At 47.7% G+C, this 20,574-nt stretch carries 20 protein-coding genes; 17 read left to right on the top strand and 3 right to left on the bottom strand.

Annotated features, from left to right (window positions below; translation table 11 throughout):
- Nucleotides 1-140: 140 nt before the first annotated feature.
- Entirely contained in the window at nt 141-1,493 is a 1,353-nt protein-coding gene (locus BN6628_RS24180) for an MATE family efflux transporter (RefSeq protein ID WP_068621358.1), read from the bottom strand.
- 135 nt (nt 1,494-1,628) lie between these two features.
- Here BN6628_RS24180 and BN6628_RS24175 point away from each other — a divergent pair, with 135 nt between their 5' ends.
- Nucleotides 1,629-2,315 carry a TetR/AcrR family transcriptional regulator gene (locus BN6628_RS24175; RefSeq protein ID WP_068622624.1) on the top strand — a complete coding sequence of 229 codons (687 nt, stop codon included), beginning with the start codon at nt 1,629-1,631 and terminating at the stop codon, nt 2,313-2,315.
- A gap of 225 nt (nt 2,316-2,540) precedes the next feature.
- On the opposite strand, the gene BN6628_RS24170 is transcribed toward BN6628_RS24175, so the two are convergent.
- Complete coding sequence (locus BN6628_RS24170) at nt 2,541-3,722, bottom strand: MFS transporter (protein WP_068622622.1); 1,182 nt, start codon at nt 3,720-3,722, stop codon at nt 2,541-2,543.
- A 204-nt stretch (nt 3,723-3,926) separates the two neighbouring features.
- Here BN6628_RS24170 and BN6628_RS24165 point away from each other — a divergent pair, with 204 nt between their 5' ends.
- Both BN6628_RS24165 and BN6628_RS24160 read left to right on the top strand, forming a co-directional pair.
- Complete coding sequence (locus BN6628_RS24165) at nt 3,927-4,370, top strand: Rrf2 family transcriptional regulator (protein WP_068621355.1); 444 nt, start codon at nt 3,927-3,929, stop codon at nt 4,368-4,370.
- Nucleotides 4,371-4,541: 171 nt separating this feature from the next.
- The gene (locus BN6628_RS24160) at nt 4,542-5,174 is read left to right on the top strand and encodes a type 1 glutamine amidotransferase family protein (protein WP_068621353.1); all 633 of its coding nucleotides are present in this window, start codon (nt 4,542-4,544) and stop codon (nt 5,172-5,174) included.
- Nucleotides 5,175-5,336: 162 nt separating this feature from the next.
- Here the strand turns inward: BN6628_RS24160 and BN6628_RS24155 are convergent, their stop codons facing one another.
- Nucleotides 5,337-6,206, bottom strand: coding sequence for a helix-turn-helix transcriptional regulator (locus tag BN6628_RS24155; RefSeq protein WP_068621351.1), 870 nt, complete (start codon nt 6,204-6,206; stop codon nt 5,337-5,339).
- A gap of 95 nt (nt 6,207-6,301) precedes the next feature.
- Between BN6628_RS24155 and BN6628_RS24150 the strand changes: the two genes are divergently transcribed.
- The 14 genes from BN6628_RS24150 (at nt 6,302) to BN6628_RS24085 (ending at nt 20,562) form a co-directional block, all read left to right on the top strand.
- On the top strand, nt 6,302-7,009 hold the full coding sequence (locus BN6628_RS24150; RefSeq protein WP_068621349.1) for a DUF4386 domain-containing protein: 708 nt from the start codon (nt 6,302-6,304) through the stop codon (nt 7,007-7,009).
- 316 nt (nt 7,010-7,325) lie between these two features.
- Nucleotides 7,326-8,705: an FAD-dependent oxidoreductase gene (locus BN6628_RS24145; RefSeq protein ID WP_068621347.1), complete on the top strand. Its 1,380-nt coding sequence runs from the start codon at nt 7,326-7,328 to the stop codon at nt 8,703-8,705.
- Nucleotides 8,706-8,790: 85 nt separating this feature from the next.
- Nucleotides 8,791-9,369, top strand: a complete 579-nt coding sequence (locus BN6628_RS24140; protein WP_068621345.1) for a TetR/AcrR family transcriptional regulator — start codon at nt 8,791-8,793, stop codon at nt 9,367-9,369.
- 73 nt (nt 9,370-9,442) lie between these two features.
- Nucleotides 9,443-10,003, top strand: a complete 561-nt coding sequence (locus BN6628_RS24135) for an NAD(P)H-dependent oxidoreductase (protein WP_068621343.1) — start codon at nt 9,443-9,445, stop codon at nt 10,001-10,003.
- A gap of 30 nt (nt 10,004-10,033) precedes the next feature.
- A complete protein-coding gene (locus BN6628_RS24130; RefSeq protein ID WP_068621341.1) occupies nt 10,034-10,747 on the top strand; it encodes an SDR family oxidoreductase in 714 nt (237 codons plus the stop codon).
- A 68-nt stretch (nt 10,748-10,815) separates the two neighbouring features.
- Entirely contained in the window at nt 10,816-11,847 is a 1,032-nt protein-coding gene (locus BN6628_RS24125; RefSeq protein ID WP_068621339.1) for a zinc-binding alcohol dehydrogenase family protein, read from the top strand.
- Between the two features lie 345 nt (nt 11,848-12,192).
- The gene (locus BN6628_RS24120) at nt 12,193-12,600 is read left to right on the top strand and encodes a hypothetical protein (protein ID WP_068621337.1); all 408 of its coding nucleotides are present in this window, start codon (nt 12,193-12,195) and stop codon (nt 12,598-12,600) included.
- A gap of 216 nt (nt 12,601-12,816) precedes the next feature.
- Nucleotides 12,817-13,353, top strand: a complete 537-nt coding sequence (locus tag BN6628_RS24115; protein ID WP_068621335.1) for a nucleotidyltransferase domain-containing protein — start codon at nt 12,817-12,819, stop codon at nt 13,351-13,353.
- Nucleotides 13,354-13,699: 346 nt separating this feature from the next.
- Nucleotides 13,700-14,689 carry a LacI family DNA-binding transcriptional regulator gene (locus tag BN6628_RS24110; protein ID WP_068621333.1) on the top strand — a complete coding sequence of 330 codons (990 nt, stop codon included), beginning with the start codon at nt 13,700-13,702 and terminating at the stop codon, nt 14,687-14,689.
- A gap of 20 nt (nt 14,690-14,709) precedes the next feature.
- Complete coding sequence (locus tag BN6628_RS24105) at nt 14,710-15,693, top strand: N-acetylglucosamine kinase (RefSeq protein WP_068621331.1); 984 nt, start codon at nt 14,710-14,712, stop codon at nt 15,691-15,693.
- Between the two features lie 44 nt (nt 15,694-15,737).
- Nucleotides 15,738-17,036 carry a 6-phospho-beta-glucosidase gene (locus tag BN6628_RS24100; RefSeq protein ID WP_068621329.1) on the top strand — a complete coding sequence of 433 codons (1,299 nt, stop codon included), beginning with the start codon at nt 15,738-15,740 and terminating at the stop codon, nt 17,034-17,036.
- A 24-nt stretch (nt 17,037-17,060) separates the two neighbouring features.
- Nucleotides 17,061-17,987 carry an ABC transporter permease gene (locus tag BN6628_RS24095; RefSeq protein ID WP_068621327.1) on the top strand — a complete coding sequence of 309 codons (927 nt, stop codon included), beginning with the start codon at nt 17,061-17,063 and terminating at the stop codon, nt 17,985-17,987.
- Between the two features lie 27 nt (nt 17,988-18,014).
- Nucleotides 18,015-18,905 (top strand): carbohydrate ABC transporter permease, encoded by an 891-nt coding sequence (locus tag BN6628_RS24090; RefSeq protein ID WP_068621325.1) that lies wholly within the window; start codon nt 18,015-18,017, stop codon nt 18,903-18,905.
- A gap of 49 nt (nt 18,906-18,954) precedes the next feature.
- Complete coding sequence (locus BN6628_RS24085) at nt 18,955-20,562, top strand: extracellular solute-binding protein (RefSeq protein ID WP_235847695.1); 1,608 nt, start codon at nt 18,955-18,957, stop codon at nt 20,560-20,562.
- Nucleotides 20,563-20,574 lie beyond the last annotated feature (12 nt).

Raw genomic sequence — 20,574 nt, 5'->3', positions numbered from 1 at the left:
AGAAAGCTTTCCGTTTATTTTAAAAATGCTCTCGTAATTTTGGTTAGGATTAATTACGGGAGCACTCTAATCCAAGTGTGCTGAGGAAGCCAAGCAGGATAATGAGAGTTCTTATCCTGCTTTTTGCATGGATATGTTATTTAATGTACTAAACTTTCCAAATCCGGCTGCAATTTGGTCCGAAGAGCATACAGCATGATCGCACCAACAAGGAACGCGACAGCATCCGCAATAACGAGTGACCAGACCACCCCGTGAAAGCCGTTCATACGATTGGCAATATAGAGTACAGGAATCAGAGTAATCCCTTGGATAACTGACATAATAAAAGCGGCCGTCCCTTGCGCTGTGGCTTGGAAGATTCCTGTAAACAGCGTGGTCATTCCTGTAATGAACAAGGATAAGAACGTCACATGCAGAATATAGCTGCCCATTTCAATTAATTTCGGGTCATTCGTAAACAAACCAATTAAGTGGTCGGAAATCAGATAGACGATCACGCCGAACAAGACAGCTAGCGCCACAATCACTTTTATCGTAAATCCAATGGTGCTCTTCATGCGTAATTTATTTGCTGTAAAAGAGAAGGCAATGAGCGGCACGACCCCCTCGCATAACCCCATCAGAATAAACTCAGGAAATTGCAATAAACGTGTTGAAATTCCGTAGGCCGCCACGGCCTGATCCCCATAATCAACAAGATAATGGTTAAAGATAAGCGACATTGCACCCAAGAAGATACTCATAATAAAGACGGGGACTCCAATTTTGATTACATTGCCCAGGATGTCCTTGGTAGCCTTGAACCATTTTGCGGAGACCGTTAAGAATTGGCTCTTGTATCCCATATGGAAGGCGTAGAATGCACTCGCAGCCAGGTTTGAAATGACCGTAGCAGAGGCAACGCCGATTACGCCCCAATGGAACACGAAGATGACTATCGCATCGAGAATAATATTCACGACAACACTGAGAATCATGCCGGTCATCGAGGTCATTGCTGCACCCTCCGAGCGTACGATGTTCTCCAGCGTAAAGAATAATACAACGAATGGCGAGCCTATAATCATGACCATGACATAGTCCTTCGTAAATCCGAAGGAGTCAGGCGTTGCTCCCAGTCCATGAACTATAGGATCGATCAACGGGAGGCCGATCGCTATTACGATAAGACCGAGAACTAAGCTGCTGTAAAAGGCGAATGAAGATACGTGCTTGACATCATCATATTTCTTCTCTCCTAACAACCGGGAAATGAAGGTACCGCCGCCGATACCAATCAGGTTGCCCAGCGCCATAATGACCGCGAATAACGGCAGGGTTAGCGCGAGTGCGGTTAACATGGCTGTATTATGGAGGGTGCCTAGGAAATAGGCATTCAGGATGGAATAAATGACACTCATTGACGTGCCTAACATCATAGGTACGGCAAAGTGAGCTACAGCTTTGGCGATGGGTGCTTTCTCAAAGTAATGGAGGTTTTCTGCATCCATAGGGGTCACCACTTTCTGTTTTAATTTCGGCCCGTCTAACGGTGTTAGTTTGAACCTTACAGTGTTAGATGATATCATGGACTTATAAACTTGTAAAGCACAAACTTACACTATTAGATAAAAGGACGGATAATGATGAAAAAACAGCAGCCTCAGATTTCGGAGGATAAGATTCTGGAGGCGTCGTGGGAGCTTCTTGGAGAGGAGGGGATTGAAAAATTCAGCATGAGGCGGCTGGCTGATCGGCTGGGGATTCAGGCTCCCTCTTTGTACTGGTACTTTAAGAGCAAGCAGGACCTCTATCAGCGTCTTGCCAACCACGTATCGAAGATCATCCTGGAGGAGTTCGATTCTGATGGGGACTGGAAGGAGCAGCTGACAGAGCTGGCCATTACGGTGCGAAATGTCCTTCGCCGGTATCCCTGCTCTACGCAGCTTATGATGATGACGCTGCCCCATGAGCCGGATATCATCCGGTTTACCAACCGTATGCTGCTCTGCGTAGAATCAACACCCCTTGACCATGAACAGAAAATGCAAGTAGTTGTCACCCTTGTGAACTATGTTTACTACTTTGTTCTTGACGATTATCAGCATCAGCGCAATGTCTCCGTTATTCTTAAGGAGCAGATCGAGCTTCCGAGTGAGGAGATGGTCCGCCTTCTGGACTCTATGAGCGATGCGGAAGCGGGTTTGTTCCGGAGGATGTTCAAGAGTGGACTGTTTGAGCTGATGGGGACCGACAGAGCGTTTGAGTTCGGCTTGAAGCTGATTCTGTTAGGGACCGAGCAGGTGATCATGGAGCAGGAGAAGGAGTTGTAGAAAATATAAACAAAGTTGCTACGACTTTGGCGATCTGCCGGGAGGGATAAATGGGCAGAACCCGTTGGTCCACGGTATAGCCGAAGCTGCTTAAGAGATGAACGCTTGCTGAGATGGGAACGGGCGATCGTCCTCGGAGTCTTTCGAACAAAAGTCGGACTCTTAAACCGAATAGGGGACCGTCTTTTCGGACGATCCCCTTTAAGTTAGTCGTTGAATTGCATTTTATGATGCAAGCTCCTTCTTTGTCTTCGTGTGACTGGTCAGAATACCGCTGATTATAAAAGATAACAACGAACCGGCAAAACATATAGCCGCAAATATACCTACGGCGGAAAAGCCGTTAAACGTCGCGTAAATCAGGCCCGCGATCCAAGAACCGAGCGTTGTCGCAGTGTACATGATTGAATTGGCCAAGCTGGAGATCGTGCCGCGGATGGTCGGATTTAACGAATTCAGCATTCCTAATATCAGCGGAAATGCGATTCCCATGTTAACGAATATGAAAAAGTAAACACCTTCGAAAGCCGCAACCGATTGCAAGTGAGGCAAAACAATAAAACATGCGATAGAGACAAGAAAGCCCACAACCAGCGTATTGAAACGGTTTAATGTTTTGATCACATAGGCACCGCCGAAGCTCCCGACTATATTCCCCAGACCAAGAAAAAACATCACGTACCCCGCTTGATCAATTGAAAGGTGAAAGCGATCCGTCACCCATTTTCCAATAAAAGAAAAGGCAGCAAAGAATCCGCATTGAAATAAAAAATGAGCGAGGAAAGCCCTTCTCGCCATTCGGCTATTCAATAGTGGGATGTATCTACTAAAAATCGGAGATTTGGTATTTTGGCCTTGATTCGGTTTCATTTCAGGCAAAGCATAGAAGATGAATACCGCTACCAATAATGCACATGCACCGATTGTAAAAAAAGGATAATACCAATGGGTTGAGGCTAGCAGACTACCAAGAGGGATGCCGAACGCTTGGGATGCAGCCAAGCCTGCCATGACGATTCCTGATACTTTAGCGATTTTTGGCGTTGGAAACAGAGCAGGGATTGAGGCCCAGACTTGAGGCGCCGTAAATGCTGCGCTGACTCCGGCTAAAAAACGGAATAAGAACATCGACCAAAAACCTGTGGCAAAGCCGCATAACATGGTTGAAACCGAGAAGCAGACCATGCCGAAAAGCATTACTTTTTTTCGATCCCATCCATCGGAAAGCGGTCCAGCAATCAGTGCAAAAATGGCATAACCTAAAGCATAAGCCCCCACCATCCAACCGGAATATTCGGTCGGGATATGAAACAAGTTCTGAAGAGTGGGGATGAGCGGAGAAATCAAAAACGTATCCGTACCGATAACAAACATGATGAGGAAAAATAAAGCAGTTAATTTGATCATTCTATTTTCAACCCCATTAACACGATAGTGCATGTAATTCACTCCTCAAAATAGTAATAGTATCAGCAACTGTTACTATTTAAAGTAATATGTGCAGTTAAGAAAGTCAAGTCGATTTCGCAACTACTTATTTTCAATTTGATTTGCTTAACGAAAATCAATACACTACAAATAAGCTCTATAAAGAAAGAAGGACCTTGCAAAATGGCAAACCGAAGCCAACAGTTCTCTGTAGCCGTTCATATATTATGCTTTCTTGAATTTAATAAAGAGGGCCGTACTACGTCCGAATTACTTGCTTTGAGTGTGAACGCTAATTCTGCGGTTATTAGAAGAATCATGAGAAAACTTACTAAAGCGGGTCTCATTATCTCTACGCTTGGAGCAAATGCAGCGATAAGCCTTGCCAGAGAGGCAAAGCAAATTACACTACTGGATGTGTATCGTGCTACCGACGAAGATAGTCAGCAAATTTTTATGGTTCATCAAGATACAAACCCGGCTTGTCCGGTAGGAAGTAAAATGCCGTATCTGCTGGATAAGGTACACACTAAAGTCCAAACAACGATGGAGAACGAGTTATCGGGTATTACGATTGATCAGCTGCTTAAGAGTGGAGTAGTAGAATTGCAGGATTATAAGCAATGAATAGTATGGGCTTCGTTTACTTGGTCGGTACGGATCACTTGAAGCTCAAATGAACAATGCTTCGATAAAAATATAAAAAGATCACCCAGCCTTTACTGACTGAAGATGTCAGTAAAGGTTTTTTACAATAGAGGAGATCAAATCAGTCAATTAAACAAGGAGTGTTTGCAAATGAATACAAGGAAAGTGTACCTTTATGTATTTGATACTATGGCAGACTGGGAGACAGGATATTTAACCGCAGAACTCAACTCGGGAAGGTATTTTAGAAAGGGGTTAGCGCCTTTAGAGGTAGTTACCGTAGGTGTTGATAGAAATCCGGTGACTACAATGGGCGGGTTGAAAATACTACCCGGCATTTCTATTGATGAGTGTGTGTTGAGAGGTACTGATGTTCTAATTCTTCCGGGCGGAGAGACCTGGCTGGAAGACATTCACGAGCCTATATTAAATAAAGCCTCCCAAGCTTTAGAAGAAGGCACTGTTGTTGCGGCGATTTGCGGGGCAACCATGGGACTTGCAAAGATGGGTTTACTGGACTTAAGAAGGCATACAAGCAACGATCTGGAATATTTGAAGATGGTGTGCCCTAATTATATTGGAGAAAAGCATTATGAGATGGAGCCTGCGGTAACGGATGGGAATTTAATTACCGCGTCAGGCATAGCTCCGTTGGAATTTGCAATGCATGTATTGAAGGTGCTGGATGTATTTGCACCAGAAACTTTGCAGGCATGGTTCCATCTTTATCAGACTCATGAACCCAAGTACTTCTTCGAGTTAATGAATTCTATCCATAACTGATTACCAGGATGCACCTCAAGAGAGGGGTGCATTTTTTGTTTCCTAAATTACAGCAAGATGTGGAAAGTCGGGTGAAACCGGTTATGTTATTTTATTTACAGAAAAGAAATGATCTAATCCAGAAAAGAAAGGGGCAGACAGAATGATAGGCAATCCGCGATCTTACAAGTCAGAATCGGCAGGGAGCTTTTTGATCGGTGCATAGATATGATAGGTCGAATCCAGATGGTGGACGTCATCAAAAGCTTGTATGAGTTCAATATCAGTTTCTGCCGTTTCCTGTCTGGAGATCTTTAAAAATCGGGCATAGTCGCTTTTCAACACATCACCAATGTCTAGCAGTTCACCATAATAGTTGAACCTGGCACAAAAAGTCTGCGGCACATCAACCGTGAAATAATAAGGTTGATCAATTTCAAGGCTGCTTGGGATTCCGAACAGAACCTTAAACCGGGTTGAACCGGGCTGACAGTTGGAATAAATGACATAACCCGGCCCGCTTATGGTTTCATCAATTTGACTCAACAGCATTTGTGAATGTGCGCGAATCTGCTCTTTGTAATCATCATCGGCAATATTCACCTCAAAGGCGATCCCGCTGATTCGGGTCTCTTTGAATTCAGTCAGGGTGAAATCCGTAACGATATCCCCATTAATATTTTTAATGGGTCTTTTCACTACTCCAGGTATGGGGGTAGGAGAAATAGATGTAATTCCTGTTACTAATGAACTTGGAGCCACGCCGTATTGGCGTTTGAAGGCTCTGGTGAATGAGGCTTGGGTACCGAAGTTGAGCTGATAAGCAATATCGGTTAGGGACCTGTTTTTGTTTTGGATAAAGGTTAAGGATGCATTCAATCTTCTGGAAAGGATGTATTGGTTTAATGAACAGCCCATCATAGCAGAAAACAGCCGGTGAAAATAGTATTTAGACATGTTGAAGGAAGCGGCAACGGATTCTACCGTTAAGGGCTGGTGTAAATGGTCCTCGATATGGATCAAGGCACGTTCGATGATTTGGTTATGGTCCATAATAGCTCCTTGTATCACGTGTTTACAGGTCATTTTGTTCCAAGTATACCATACGTCATCAGCAAAAAACTTATTGTCTTGGGAGGAATAAAAAAATGATGCAAGACCGAAGGAATGCAAGAATACTGGGGATTTTTTATATCCTTGCTGCAGTGACGTCAATTATAGCGGTAGTTTTGTATGGGCCCGTTTTGTCAGAACATTGGCAGGGAGCTGTGGCAAATGGATCGGAAACAAAGGTCTTAATCGGTGTACTAAATGACCTCTTGCTTGTGGTGACGGCTGTTGGTACAGCAGTCATGCTGTTTCCTTACGTAAGGCATTGGAATGAGCACATTGCGTTAGGGTATCTTTGTTTTCGATTTATGGAAGCTGTTTTTATTGCGATTGGGGTCGTAAGTATATTGGGTTTATTACAACTTAGTTCGTATAATGAAACGGCTAACCTAACGGGAAAAACTAATCTTGAGCCTATAGGGCTGTTGCTGCAAACGATTTACCGCTGGACAGCTATGTTGGGGCCAAATTTCATGCTGGGCATAAATACTAGTCTGTATAGTTATTTGCTTTATCGAACAGGCTATGTGCCTAAACCGTTAGCGATATTCGGAATAGCTACAGCTGTTATGGTATTTATAGCTGGATTGCTGCAAATGTTCGGGGTCATCGGAACCTATTCGACGGTAAAAGGATTGATGGCGCTTCCCGTGGGCGTTTATGAGATGAGTCTGGCAGTCTGGTTAATTGCGAAGGGGTTTAATAAGGAGAACCTTGCAAAGTCGAGAGTAAAGACAGCTTCTTAGTATATAGTTCCTCGTCAATCTAGACTTGATTACGGAGGATGGCATCACAAATAAAGGCAATGTAACCAATGGGTTCAACCTCACTGAGAAGGGGGTTGGACCTTTTTTTACATCTTCAAGCCGATCTCACCAGTGCCTTCTACTTCTACATGAGGACGATCAAAAAAAATAATTCTTTACCGATCGTTCTCAATATGTTAGGATGATCTCACAGGAAAAACAAACCTCTTTACCCAATTTAGAATGATCGTTCTCAAAAGAGTGACCAAGGTTTAAAAATGACAATGAATAGGTATAACAGCCGGAGGTGATCAAGATGAAACATAAAGTGAATGCGCTCATTATCGGATTTGGCAAGGCTGGTAAGACGCTGGCTCCCTACCTGGCTAAGCAGGGAATTCGCGTTGCTGTCGTGGAACAATCCGCCGAGATGTATGGAGGCACTTGTATCAATGTAGGCTGCATCCCAACGAAGGCGTTGGCTCATCAATCCCATCTGGTCTCACAGATGAGAATCAGTGATGTTACAGCACTTGGGGAGAGATATGCCCAGGCCATCCGGGACAAGGATGAATTGGTCGCTCTGCTGCGTGCGAAGAACTTCGACCAGGTGAACGATCAACCGGGAGTTACGGTTATTACAGGGAAGGCGTCCTTCCAGTCCGCACATGTGGTAGAGGTGAGCACGCAAGAGGGAAGCGTTCTGGTGGAAGCGGACCGGATCCTTATCAATACGGGCGCCAAGCCGATCATTCCTGCGGTACCAGGCATCCAGAGCAGCAAGGTATATACAAGCGCGGAAATGCTGAACCTTTCCAAGCTCCCTGAGCGGCTGGCTATTATCGGTGGCGGTTATATCGGCCTAGAGTTTGCTTCCATTTATGCTGGTTTTGGTACTGAAGTGACGATTCTGGAACAAGGCGAACGGTTTCTGCCTAGAGACGACCGGGATATTGCCGATGAGGTTCAGAAGGTGCTTGAGCAAAAGGGAATCCAAATCCGGCTCAAGACTCGTGTGGATCAGATTGTTGACAAAGACCAGGATGAGGTCATACTCCACCTATCCTCACCCGACGGAACGGAGGAACTGAAAGCCGATGCGGTACTGGTTGCAACCGGCAGAATGGCCAATACAGATGGCCTGAATCTCGAAGCAGCGGGTATCCGGCTTACGGAGCGTGGATTCATTCAGGTTGATGAAAAGCTGCAGACGAACATCCCCCACATCTGGGCACTTGGCGACGTGAATGGAGGACCGCAGTTTACGTATATCTCTCTTGATGATTTCCGCATCATAAAGGATCAATGGTTCGGAAGTGGGGAGCGGACCACGCTGGACCGCAAGCAGGTTCCTTACTCGGTATTTATCGATCCGCCGTTGTCCCATGTCGGGCTGACAGAGGCTGAGGCTCAGAAACAAGGTTATAACATCAAGGTTGCTAAACTGCCCGTTACGGCTTCAACCCGGGCTCGTCAACTGAAACAGACCGAGGGGCTTGTGAAAGCGGTAGTTGATACAGATACCGGGCAATTGCTAGGCTTCACCATGTTCGGAGTTGAATCCAGTGAAGTGGTGAACATCGTATCCGTGTTCATGAACTCAGGGCAGCCATATACCGCTTTGCGGGATATGATCTTTACCCATCCATCCATGTCGGAGATCCTGAATGATCTATTAGGTCTAATACCGAGCTAACCGCTGGACTTTCAACGCTATTCTTTACCGGTCATTCCCGGAAGTGGTATGATGTCTTGGATACGATAGACTGGAGGGTTGCCTAATGGCTAGAAGCAAAGAATTTGAAGAAAGTGCTGTCTTGGATAAGGCCATGAAGCTCTTCTGGGAGCAAGGCTATGAGAGCACCTCGATGAACGATCTGGTGGAGCATATGGGGATTCACCGCAGAAGCCTTTATGATACGTTTACAGACAAACGGACCTTGTATCTCAAGGCGATGGACCGGTTCGAGGACCGTACGGATGCCAAACTTGCGGCGGGAGTCAAGCAGTCGAAGACGGCTAAGGAAGCCCTGCAGTTCGTTTTCGATTATATGAGCCATGGTGAGGAAGGCGGGCCATCCGGATGCATGTTTGTAAATTCGGCAGTTGAATTGGCATGCCGGGATAAAGACATAGATGCCAGAGCCGTGAATGCCTTCGAGAAGGTAGAGCAGCTGCTGGTGAAGATTGTATCCTGGGGACAGCAAAACGGTGAGTTTAACGAACGATACGAAGCACAGGAGCTGGCCGAGTATCTGCATAATGCCTTAACGGGGCTGAGAGTGATGGCCCGGACGTCGGTGCCGAAGGAAAAGCTTGAGCGGATTTCCGCGCTGACCATGCGAATTTTAGAGAAGTAAAGTAACCAGACAAATTTTTTTGAGTTATTTAGAACGATCGTTCTCATTAATGGAATTTGAAGGAGCCAAAGACATGAAGACACTGATTATTGTTGCTCACCCAGATTTGCAGAGTTCCCGGGTGAACCGGGCGTTGGCTCAAGTCGTGAAAGAGCAGCCGGATACGACGGTGCACGCGCTGTATGAATTTTACGGAGATCGCCCACTGGACGTTCCTCATGAGCAAGCGCTGCTGGATAGCCATGACCGGATTATTTTCCAATATCCGCTTTACTGGTACAGCACGCCTCCGCTCCTTAAGAAATGGTTCGATGAAGTGCTGACCTATGGTTATGCTTTTGGTCCAGGTGGGGAGCATCTGAAGGGCAAGGAGATTGGCATTGCGATCTCAACGGCGGGTACAGCCGCTTCGTATCAGCCCGGGGGATACAATCTGTTCACAGTCCGGGAGATCGCCAAACCGATGGAGGCGCTCGCCAACTACGTAAGTGCGCATTATTTGCCTCCTTTTGCCGTCCATAACGCAAACCAAATCACGGATGAACAGATAACCGAAGCCCGGGCTGCATATGTTCAGCATCTGAGAACTATAAGCCATGTACAGACGGCTGACCTGATCACGATAAATAAATAACAAACCTATACTCTTGAGGAGGAAATGAACATGACAAACAAAAAAGTGGCTTTGGTGACGGGAGCGAACAAAGGAATCGGGTATGAAATTGCCAAACAATTGGGGGAACAGGGCATCACGGTATTGGTTGCGGCACGTACCCAGGCGACAGCTGATGAAGTGGCGTCCGAGCTGCGGGGCAAAGGCCTTGATGCGGTTGGCGTCGAGCTGGAGGTAACGAATTCGAAGCATATCGCTGCATTGACTGGATGGATTGGTGACACCTATGGACGGCTGGATATTCTGGTTAACAATGCAGGAATATGGGCTGAAGCGAGTGGATACGAAGGGGACGCATTCCGGGATACATTTGAGGTCAACACGTTCGCCCCTTACTACATCACGGAAGCGCTGCTGCCTCATCTCTTGAAGAGCGAAGCTGGGCGGATCGTGAATCAGAGCAGTGCCTTGGGATCGATCCAATATATGCTGTCGAATGAGCTGGCACAGCGTATTGCCACCCCTGCGTATTCCGCATCCAAGGCAGCCCTTAATATGCTTACAGCTTATTGGGCACAGCAGACGAAAGGAACGAATCTGAAGGTGAACTCGGTACACCCTGGCCTGGTTAAAACTCAAATGGGCGGAGAAAAGGCCGAGTTGTCACCGGAGGATGGAGCGAAGACGGCAGTCCGTCTGGCTACGCTGCCTGAAGATGGCCCGACGGGCGGCTTCTACTACATGGATAGCCAGCTTCCTTGGTAAAACGGAATCCAAGCAATCACATTACACGAATAATCTATGAAAATTATAATTTCAAGGAGAGATTAACGATGACTCAAGAAAAGATGAAAGCTGTAGGCCTGTTCCAATACCTGCCCATTGAGGACCCCAATAGTCTCATAGATGCGGAAATCGAGAAGCCGGTGCCAACAGGCAGGGATCTGCTGGTTAAAGTGAAGGCTGTCTCGGTCAACCCGGTGGATACCAAAGTGAGAGCCCCTAAAGCCCGTACCGAAAGTGAACTGAAAGTGCTGGGCTGGGACGTAGCTGGGGTAGTGGAGCAGGTTGGACCGGACTCCACACTGTTTCAGCCAGGGGATGAGGTCTTCTATGCTGGCAGCATTGTACGCCAGGGAGGCAACAGCGAATTTCACCTTGTCGATGAGCGTATCGTTGGCATGAAGCCGGCCAGCGTGGATTTTGCTGAGGCGGCGGCGCTGCCCTTGACCGCAATCACGGCATGGGAAGGGCTGTATGATCGGCTTGGCGTATCACCCGACAAGTCTGTGAATAGCGGCAAAACCATTCTAATTATCGGAGCCGCTGGCGGGGTAGGATCGATCGCGGTGCAGCTTGCCCGGCATGCTGGGTTAACGGTAATTGGCACGGCTTCCCGTCCGGATTCTACAGCTTGGGTCAAGGAGCAGGGGGCGGATTACGTGATTAACCATTACGACCCGTTCATGCCGCAGCTCCAGGCGAATGGATTAGGTCAGGTCGATTACATATTATGCCTGAACCATACCGAGCAGCACTGGAAGGGCATGGCTGAGGCCATCGCGCCGCAGGGCAAAATCTGCTCCATTGTAGAGACAAAGGAATCACTGGATTTGACGCTGCTCATGAACAAGAGCGCAACCTTTGTCTGGGAATTCATGTTCACCCGCTCGAGTTATCAGACGGCGGATATGATAGAGCAGCATAACCTGCTGAATGAGATCGCCCGGCTCGTGGATCAAGGGATCATCCGGACGACTGTGGCACAGAAGCTTGCGCCTATTAACGCCGAGAACCTCCGCAAGGCGCATGCTCTTCTGGAGACCGGCCGGACTGTGGGAAAGATCGTGCTTGAACAATTTTGAAAAGGGTGAAGTCCCGTAGGGAGAACCAATTTGAGGTTAGGTATAAGCGTATTACTGGATAGGCAGACCGCATAACAATCAGGAAATAGAAATCGATAGACTTAAAGCGGCTCCGAAGCATGAAAAATGCTCTGGAGCCGTTTTTGCATATGGACTTTGACACTAGTGCAACCCTTTATGATCAAACCAAATCATGGGGCAGGGCATTTCGAAGGCAGTCGGGGAACCGCAAATCGGTGAGAGTCATAGGGTTAGGCTTCAATGATTTCACAGTTATGGTGCCCGAACATTATCCCGGGATCAGAATAAAATAGGAGTCAACATTACCTTACAGGGGGAGTTTCTTTGAGCGATATAGATATTCAAGGTTGTCCTGCTCCTCAGAACATCACTTTGGTTCAGCGCCTGCAGCCCGTTGTAGGCCGGATCGTAACGGTGTTCCAACCCGGCTTTCCGAAGCTAACGAGAACGACGGGGAAGCTCTCCAAAGTGACCTCGACCTCTTTTACAGTAGGATCAACTGTAGTTGATTTTCAAACCTCCTTCTTTATTGTCCTTAATGAGCGTGTTAAAAAGACGCTGCCATTTGATTTGGTGGCCACTGCAGAAGATATAGGTGAGCTTCATGGGAGGCTAATCCGTGTTGGAAGAAATTTTGTCGAGTTTATTAAGATTCCGGGACGGCGGGTTCCTACTCTCTTTCCGTTAAATCTGTTTACTGAAGTTGTGTGCGAAGGCGAAGATGAGGAATAGGAACGGCTAAGGATTGTAGATGAGAGCAGCCCGTTAATCTAAGGGCTATTCTCATGCTATGGGTACAGTGGGCTTTTCGTAATGTAGAGGAAAATGCTGATTTTTCTTCATTCAATAGATGGAGATTTTGACCCGAGACAATATAGCAGGGCGATTCCAGTATATGGTACTATTAATGCAAACAGGTAGGAACTTCATTTGTAAAAGGGGTTTGACATGATAGAGCCAATATTCGGAGATCAAACAGAGTCACAACTAAAGGTACTAAATGAAATCAATACAATTTGCACAACAATTGATTGCAAGTTCTGGTTGCGTGGTGGATGGGCTATCGATTTTTTACTCGGGAAGGTCACCCGTCCACATGACGATATAGACTTGGTAACATGGATACAAAACAGAGAGCAGTTAGAATGCGCTCTTGCCGAAGCTGGTTATGAACAGGTTCCTGTAAAAGAGCAGTTTCGCGGGAGGCAGTCTGATTTTCGTAAGGATGACGTAGACATTACATTTGGCTACATAACCAATGCCAATGATGGAAGCATAATTATGAATGGCTTACCAGAGTGGGTATGGCGAGACGATTCGTTGTTGCCACAAAGCTATATGTTAAACGGTTTATCGGCTCATGTGTTGCATCCGAGACAGCTTTTGGAGGAAAAGGAGGTTTACAAACAAATTGGCAGGCAATCTCGAGCCAAGGACGAAGATAGCAAAAATATATTGCTTCGTATAATAGCAGAGTTCAATTGACCGTTGGGGCAAGATATACAGGATATAGAAAGCCGCTCCATTGTGTGGAGCGGCTTCTTCTTTATTTACTGATATTTTGTAGGCTCATTGTAATCTAGGCCTCCGCTATATAGTTGGTTTTTGGTGGAAACTTTTGGATTGACGGATAACAGGAACGGTAGTAATATTATACCAAAGTATAAACCTTTAAACTTTCATGGATGTTATAGTGTCATGAATAGGAGAAAAATGGCATATACTGTCCAATTTTTAGTCAATTCGTAGATATAATATAACAGGTAAGGTTTTTATTTATCCTAAAAGTTTAAAGGTTTAAACTTTTAGATGATGGAGGCATAGAAATTTAATGAACATTCATGATGTAGCCAAAAAGTCGGGGCTCTCGGTAGTGACCGTATCCAGAGTGCTTAACAATTCACAGTCTGTGCGTGAGTCCAATAGACAGAAAGTGCTTAAAGCGATGGAGGAATTGAATTATCAGCCCAATTCCGCGGCTCGGAGTCTAGTGCGCGGCAAGACGGGAGTCATCGGGATGTCGATTAACAACTTTAACGACTCTTTCTATGACCGCGTGATTCGCGTGGTGAACCGAAAGCTGACGGAGCAAGGTTATTTTTTGGCCTTATCCATCGCTGAGAATGAGGACGAAGGCGATAACTTCCTGTTCCAGAAGGACCGTGTGGACGGGATTATCCTGCTGTCCCCGCTTGAAGAGATGGAAGATGTAGAGGAACTGAAGAGAAAAAACATACCGTTTGTGCTGCTGGATAACCAGTTCCAGCATGAGGATGTTCCCAGTGTCGTGGTTGATAATTATCAGGGTGGCTATGAAGCGACAAAGCACTTGATTGATCTTGGACACACCCAGATTGCCTATATCGGCGGCCCTTCGGTATTCCTCAGTGTTGCGGAGCGCAAGCGGGGCTATGGCCATGCGCTGGAGGAAGCAGGGTTAACGCCTTTCGGCACAGATTCCTGCGGGTTTACGGTAAGCGGCGGCTATGAAGTAGCCAAGAGATGGATTCGGGAAGATAGGCTTCCGACAGCCTTTTTTTGCGGAGATGACTTTATTGCCCTTGGTCTTGTCCAGGCGCTGCGCGAAGAAGGAATTCGGGTACCCCATGATATCTCGGTTGTAGGATTTGATGATCAGCAGTTCGCAGGTGAATTCTACCCGCGGTTGACGACGGTCAGGCAGCCTGAGGCGCAAATGGGCAGCATCGGCGTTGATCTGCTGATGAAATTGATCCATGGGGAGGTGATGCCGCCCGTTGTGACGAAGCTCGCTCCTCAGCTTCTCGTGCGTGAGTCATCAGCTGCTGTAAGATTAACCTGAATATTAGGAGTGAAACGATCTTGAAGTATTACTTGGGAGTGGATGCAGGGGGCAGTAAAACCTATGCCATAATTGCCAATGAACAGGGCCAGGTCATCGGTGCAGGCCGGGGAGGGAACGGAAACCACCAGAAGAATCGTCAGCAGGCGGAGGACAACTTGCGGCTGGCAGTATCGGAAGCGCTTACGGCTTCAGGACTGACCAAGGATCAACTGGAGTACTCCTGGTTTGGCATGGCAGGAGCAGACAGGGAGACCGATTTCCGGATTTTGCGGCCCATCATCAGCCGTCTCGGTCTTCCCCGGACGGAGATTTCCTGTGATACCTGGAATGCGTTGCGTTCAGGTACTGAGGAGAACTATGGAGTCGTGCTGATTTGCGGCTCGGGCGTGAACTGTGCAGGCAAGAATTCGAAGGGAGCTACGTACCAATGCGGGGGGTTCGGCTATCTGTTCGGTGATTTTGGCGGCGGCTATGATTTAAGTGTGGAGGTATTCCGCAGCGTTATCCGGGCGGGTGAGGGGAGAGAGCGCAAGACGGTGCTGACAGAGCGCTTAACTCAACTGCTGGGTTATTCCAACGTTTCAGAGCTGCGGGAGGATTACCTGGATCATTTTAGAGACTTGCCCGCTCATATTGCCGAGCTGTTGTTTCAGGCGGCAGAGGAAGGGGACCAGGTTGCCACCGGATTGCTGATCAAGCAAGGGGATGAGCTGGGATTGGCCGCGGCGGCGACTATACGCCAATTGGCTATGGAAGAGGACTCTTTTGACATAGTACTGGCAGGCAGCCTGTTGACCAAGGGAGACCGCTCAGGTATTATCCGGCACGCCATTGAGCAGAGGGTGAAGCAGTCGGCTCCCAATAGCACCTTAAGGATATTAAGCCGTGAGCCGGTTGTAGGTTCGGTCGTTCTGGCGATGGAACGCAGCGGGATGCATGTTAATCGCGAGATACTTGATCGTCTGTCGTCCCTGGAGAAAGTACCGAATAAAACAAGCTAGTTATCATCCAACCAAAATGAAAAAGGCGAAAGAAGGGTCTGGTTATGAAGGAAACATTAAAGCTAGTCGTCGTCGGAGCCGGGTCATCGTATACACCTGAGCTTATTGAAGGCATCCTTATGCACCACAAAGAGCTTCCCATCGGCGAAGTATGGCTGGTGGATATTGAGGAGGGGAGGGAGAAGCTGCATACGATTGCGGAACTGAGCAGGCGTATGATTGCTAAGTCCGGTTTGCCGATCACCGTTGTGGAAGCGCTTAACCGGAGGGAGGCTATCGCTGGAGCGGACTTTGTCTGCACGCAAATCCGGGTAGGCATGCTGGAAGCGCGGAAATGGGACGAATTGATTCCGCTAAAGTACAATGTGATCGGTCAGGAGACGACAGGCCCCGGAGGTATGATGAAAGGCCTGCGGACCATCCCGGTCATTCTGGATATCTGCAGGGATATCGAGGAGCTTGCGCCAGATGCCTGGCTGCTGAATTTTACGAATCCGGCCGGTATGGTGACTGAGGCTGTTCACAAGTATTCTTCGGTCAAAACCATAGGTCTGTGCAACTCGCCGATCGGTTTTCAAAAGTGGCTTTCCGGGTTCTTCGGGCTTCCTATCGAGAAGATCTACTCGGAGTTTGTTGGCATTAACCATCTACACTGGGTATCTGATGTCGTAATTGACGGAGAGAGCAAGCTGCAGGAGCTTATTGACTACCCTCAGAGCTACAAGGCGGGCAATGTGCCGTTTGATTCCTGGGACCACCGGTTCCTGAATGGATTGAAATCGATCCCCTCCTATTACCTGAGCTATTACTATATGACAGACGCTATGTTGGAGGAACAGAAGGAAGCGGCGACAACGACCGGCTCGCGTGCGGAAGTGGTGAAGCAGGTGGAGGAAGAGCTGTTCAAGCTGTACCGGGACGTGGAGCTGAAGGAGAAACCGAAGCAGCTGGAGCAGCGCGGCGGGGCGTATTACTCGGAGGCAGCGGTACTGCTGATGAGATCCCTTCATAATGATTCCCGCGATATCCAGACACTGAATGTACGCAACAACGGAATTATTGGCTTCCTGCCGGACGATGCTTCCATTGAGGTGAACTGCATAGTGACCAAGCAGGGCCCGCTGCCAATTCCGCTGCGGAAAATTCCAGAGTCCATTAAAGGTCTGCTAGCGGCGGTCAAGGTATACGAGAGCCTGACCATCGAGGCAGCCGTACACGGGGACCGGGACATTGCTCTGCAGGCATTGGTTCATCACCCGCTGGTGCCTTCGGTCACTGTAGCTGAACAGCTGCTGGATGAAATGCTGGAGAAAAACAAACCGTATCTGCCTATGTTTCACTAGAAGGCGTCAGAGGAGGAAACGTGGATGAAGGCGGCCGTCAAACCAAGTGTATGGAAGAAATTTACGAATCAGTTGGATTTACAGTCCATGGTCTGGCCGGGAATTATTTTTGTCGCAATATTCAGTTACATTCCGATGTATGGCGTGGTTATGGCGTTTCAGCAGTACAACATTTTTAAAGGCGTGTTGGGAAGTGCTTGGGTTGGATGGATGAATTTCAAAATGTTCTTTGAGGCGCCTGAGTTCTGGACTGTAATGAGAAATACCCTTGTGATTAGTCTGCTGAAACTGATCATTACCTTTCCTGCCCCGATTCTGCTTGCGCTGATGCTTAATGAAATCGGGAATATGGCCTTTAAACGATTTATCCAGACAGTCAGCTATCTGCCGTATTTCCTGTCCTGGGTCATTGTATCCGGCCTTGTATTCTCACTGCTGTCGGTGGATAACGGAACAGTGAACTACTTGCTGGAGCAGCTGAACCTGACCCATGAGCCGATCAACTTTCTGGCGATACCGGAATACTTCTGGTCGATTCTTGTGAGCGTGAATGTGTGGAAGGAGATCGGGTTTGGCAGCATTGTCTATCTGGCTGCGATCGCGGGCGTTGATCCTTCTATGTATGAGGCCGCTTCTATAGACGGCGCAAGCCGGTTTAAGCAAATTTACACCATTACACTCCCTAGTATTTCCCCTGTAATTATTATCTTTATGATTCTTGCTATCGGCAATCTGCTCAGTGCGGGTTTTGAAGACATTTTGCTGCTGGCAACCAATCCAATTCTGCAGCCTTACTCCGATGTTATCGACACCTATGTGTATCGTGTTGGGATATTGAATGCCAGATTCTCTTATGCGACAGCGGTAGGGCTGTTCAAAGCGGTAATCAGTGTAATTCTGCTGGTGACCGCCAACAAAATCGCCCGCCGGGCTGATGTAAGTCTCTGGTAGACCTACAACTTATAGGAGGGGTGAACAATGAGACTAAGCCTGGGCGATAAAATGATGCAGCGGACGATCTATCTCCTCTTGACACTGATGGCGGTAATCATGCTCTACCCGTTTTGGAACGCGCTTGTTATTTCCTTCAATCAAGGGAGTGATACGGCGCTCGGCGGTGTAACCCTGTGGCCTAGAGTGTACACATTAGAGAACTATTACATTGTGTTTCAGGATCACCGCTTGTTGAACTCTTTCTTGATCACCGTTCTTAGAACTGTGATCGGTACGGTATTATCTGTCTTCTTCACGGCACTGTTAGCCTACGGAATGTCCAAGAAGACATTGCTGTTTCGCAAGCAGTATATGGTGTTCTTCATGATCACGATGTTCTTTAGCGGAGGACTGATTCCCACTTATTTGCTGATCCGCTCGCTGGGTATGCTGGACACCTTCTGGGTTCTGATTATTCCTAGCATTATTAGCGTCTACAACATGATTGTCATCCGCACGTTCTTCTCCGCTCTGCCTGACGGGCTGGAGGAATCGGCCAAGATTGACGGCTGCAGCAACTACGGCATTTTCTTTCGGATCGTCATTCCCGTCTCAGGCCCAGTGCTTGCTACGATTGCTTTATTTACAGCCGTGGGTTACTGGAACGACTGGTTCACGGGAGCGATCTATATTACGAAGGACCACCTGCTTCCGATACAGACGCTGCTGCGGCAAATTATGAACTCCAACATTATGACTGAACTCGGCTCATCGAATGCTATCGCACTGGATCATATGAACCGGAATCGGACGGTTACAACGAAGTCATTGACCATGGCTACGATGATGATCGCTACCATTCCGATTATTCTGACGTACCCTTTCCTGCAAAAGTATTTTGTTAAGGGGGTATTGATCGGTTCATTGAAAGAATAGAGTCACTAGCAATCTCCATATCGTGTAGAAAGAAGGGGAAAGAATGCGTATGCGGTTCAAATGGGTATCGCTTCTGCTGGTCTGCCTGCTGCTTCTAGTCACGGCTTGCAGCGGAGGCGGGAAGCAGGAAGAAGGTCAGGGCAAAGGGAATACCGGGGCAGATGACGGTACTACCTTCAGCTTCTTTGGAAATTACGACTGGCTTACAACAGCGCCGTGGGGGGAGAATGCGGCAACGAAATGGATTCAGGAGAACCGGAAGGTGACCGTGAAACCAGTGCAATCTGGAGGGGCGGCCGCGGAGAAGCTGAATACGATGATCGTCAGCGATGATCTGCCCGATGTGATCTTCACCGACCGGGGATCGACGGTGGAACGGCTGGTGCAGGCAGGGAAACTCGTGGCGCTGGATCAATACTACGAGAAATATCCGAACTTCAAGAAATATGTAAAGGAATCCACCCTGAACCTGCTTCGCTCTGAGGATGGGAAGATCTATCAAATCCCGAATTGGTACACCTCAGGGCAGTTCGGAAATGGGGGTTGGATGGTCAATAAAGAGATTTATAACGCGCTTGGCAGACCGAAGCTGGAAACCTTCGATGATCTGTATCAATATCTGCTCCAGGTGCGGGACAAATACCCGGATGTGGTGCCTCTTGAGGTCGGGGAGAAAGGGGCAGGCCTTGAAATTATGTATGGTGGATTCAAGGAGAATTCCACCAGTAAATTCATTTCGCTCATGGGATATCCCGAAGGAAACAAACTGCTCCCCATCTATGACGATCCCGCTTATAAGGAAATGATGCTGTATATCAATAAGCTGTTCCGTGAACGCCTGATTACCCAGGATGCGCTGCAGCAAGTCCAGGATGCGGTCAAGGAGAAGGTGAACACCGGGCGCGTAGCGGTCATGGTCGAGTCCAACATCACTACGTACGGAGCCGAGGGACACCGGGCACTGACTGCAAGCAAACCGGACAGCGGATATGAGATTATTTGGCCGATCCATAAAGCTGGATTAGACAAGAACAAGGTGTTTGTAAGCGGCTTTGAGACGCTGGGCTGGAATGTCAGTGTCATTACGACGAGTGCCAAGGATCCGGAGGCCATCTTCGCTTATTATGACTGGATCACAGGTCCGGAGGGACAGAAGGTTCTGTTCTTCGGTCCGAAAGGTTTATATTGGGATGAAGAGAATGCCGATGGCGCTCCGATTCCGAATAAGAAATACAAGACGACACCTGCTAATGAGCGTACGGAAACTATGCGGAAATTCGAAGATTTCAACTGGGCGGGAAATACGACCTTTATCGATAAGGCGAAAATGAGTCTCGAGGCCTCGCTTTCCGCGAACCAGAAATCGTGGGAGACGGTGGCACAGTCCACGGTGACCTGGAAAACCGCTCTGGACATTACACAATTTGTGAATACCGACCCGGTTCCCGATACGGAGATCGGCATCATCGCCCAAAATATTCAGAATATTCATACCCTTGCTTTCGCCCAGATGGTGCAAGCGAAGTCGGATGGAGAGGTGCTGTCGGCTCTGGAGACGGCTAAGAAGAACGCCCAAAATGCTGGGCTGGATAAGCTGCTTGAGTTCAAAACCCAAAGATGGCAGGAGAATCTTCGGAAAATTAACGCGGCGAAGTAATTCTTGTTAATA

The organism is Paenibacillus tuaregi (assembly GCF_900086655.1).
Classification (GTDB): domain Bacteria; phylum Bacillota; class Bacilli; order Paenibacillales; family Paenibacillaceae; genus Fontibacillus; species Fontibacillus tuaregi.
This window is presented reverse-complemented; position numbering and strand designations above follow the sequence as displayed.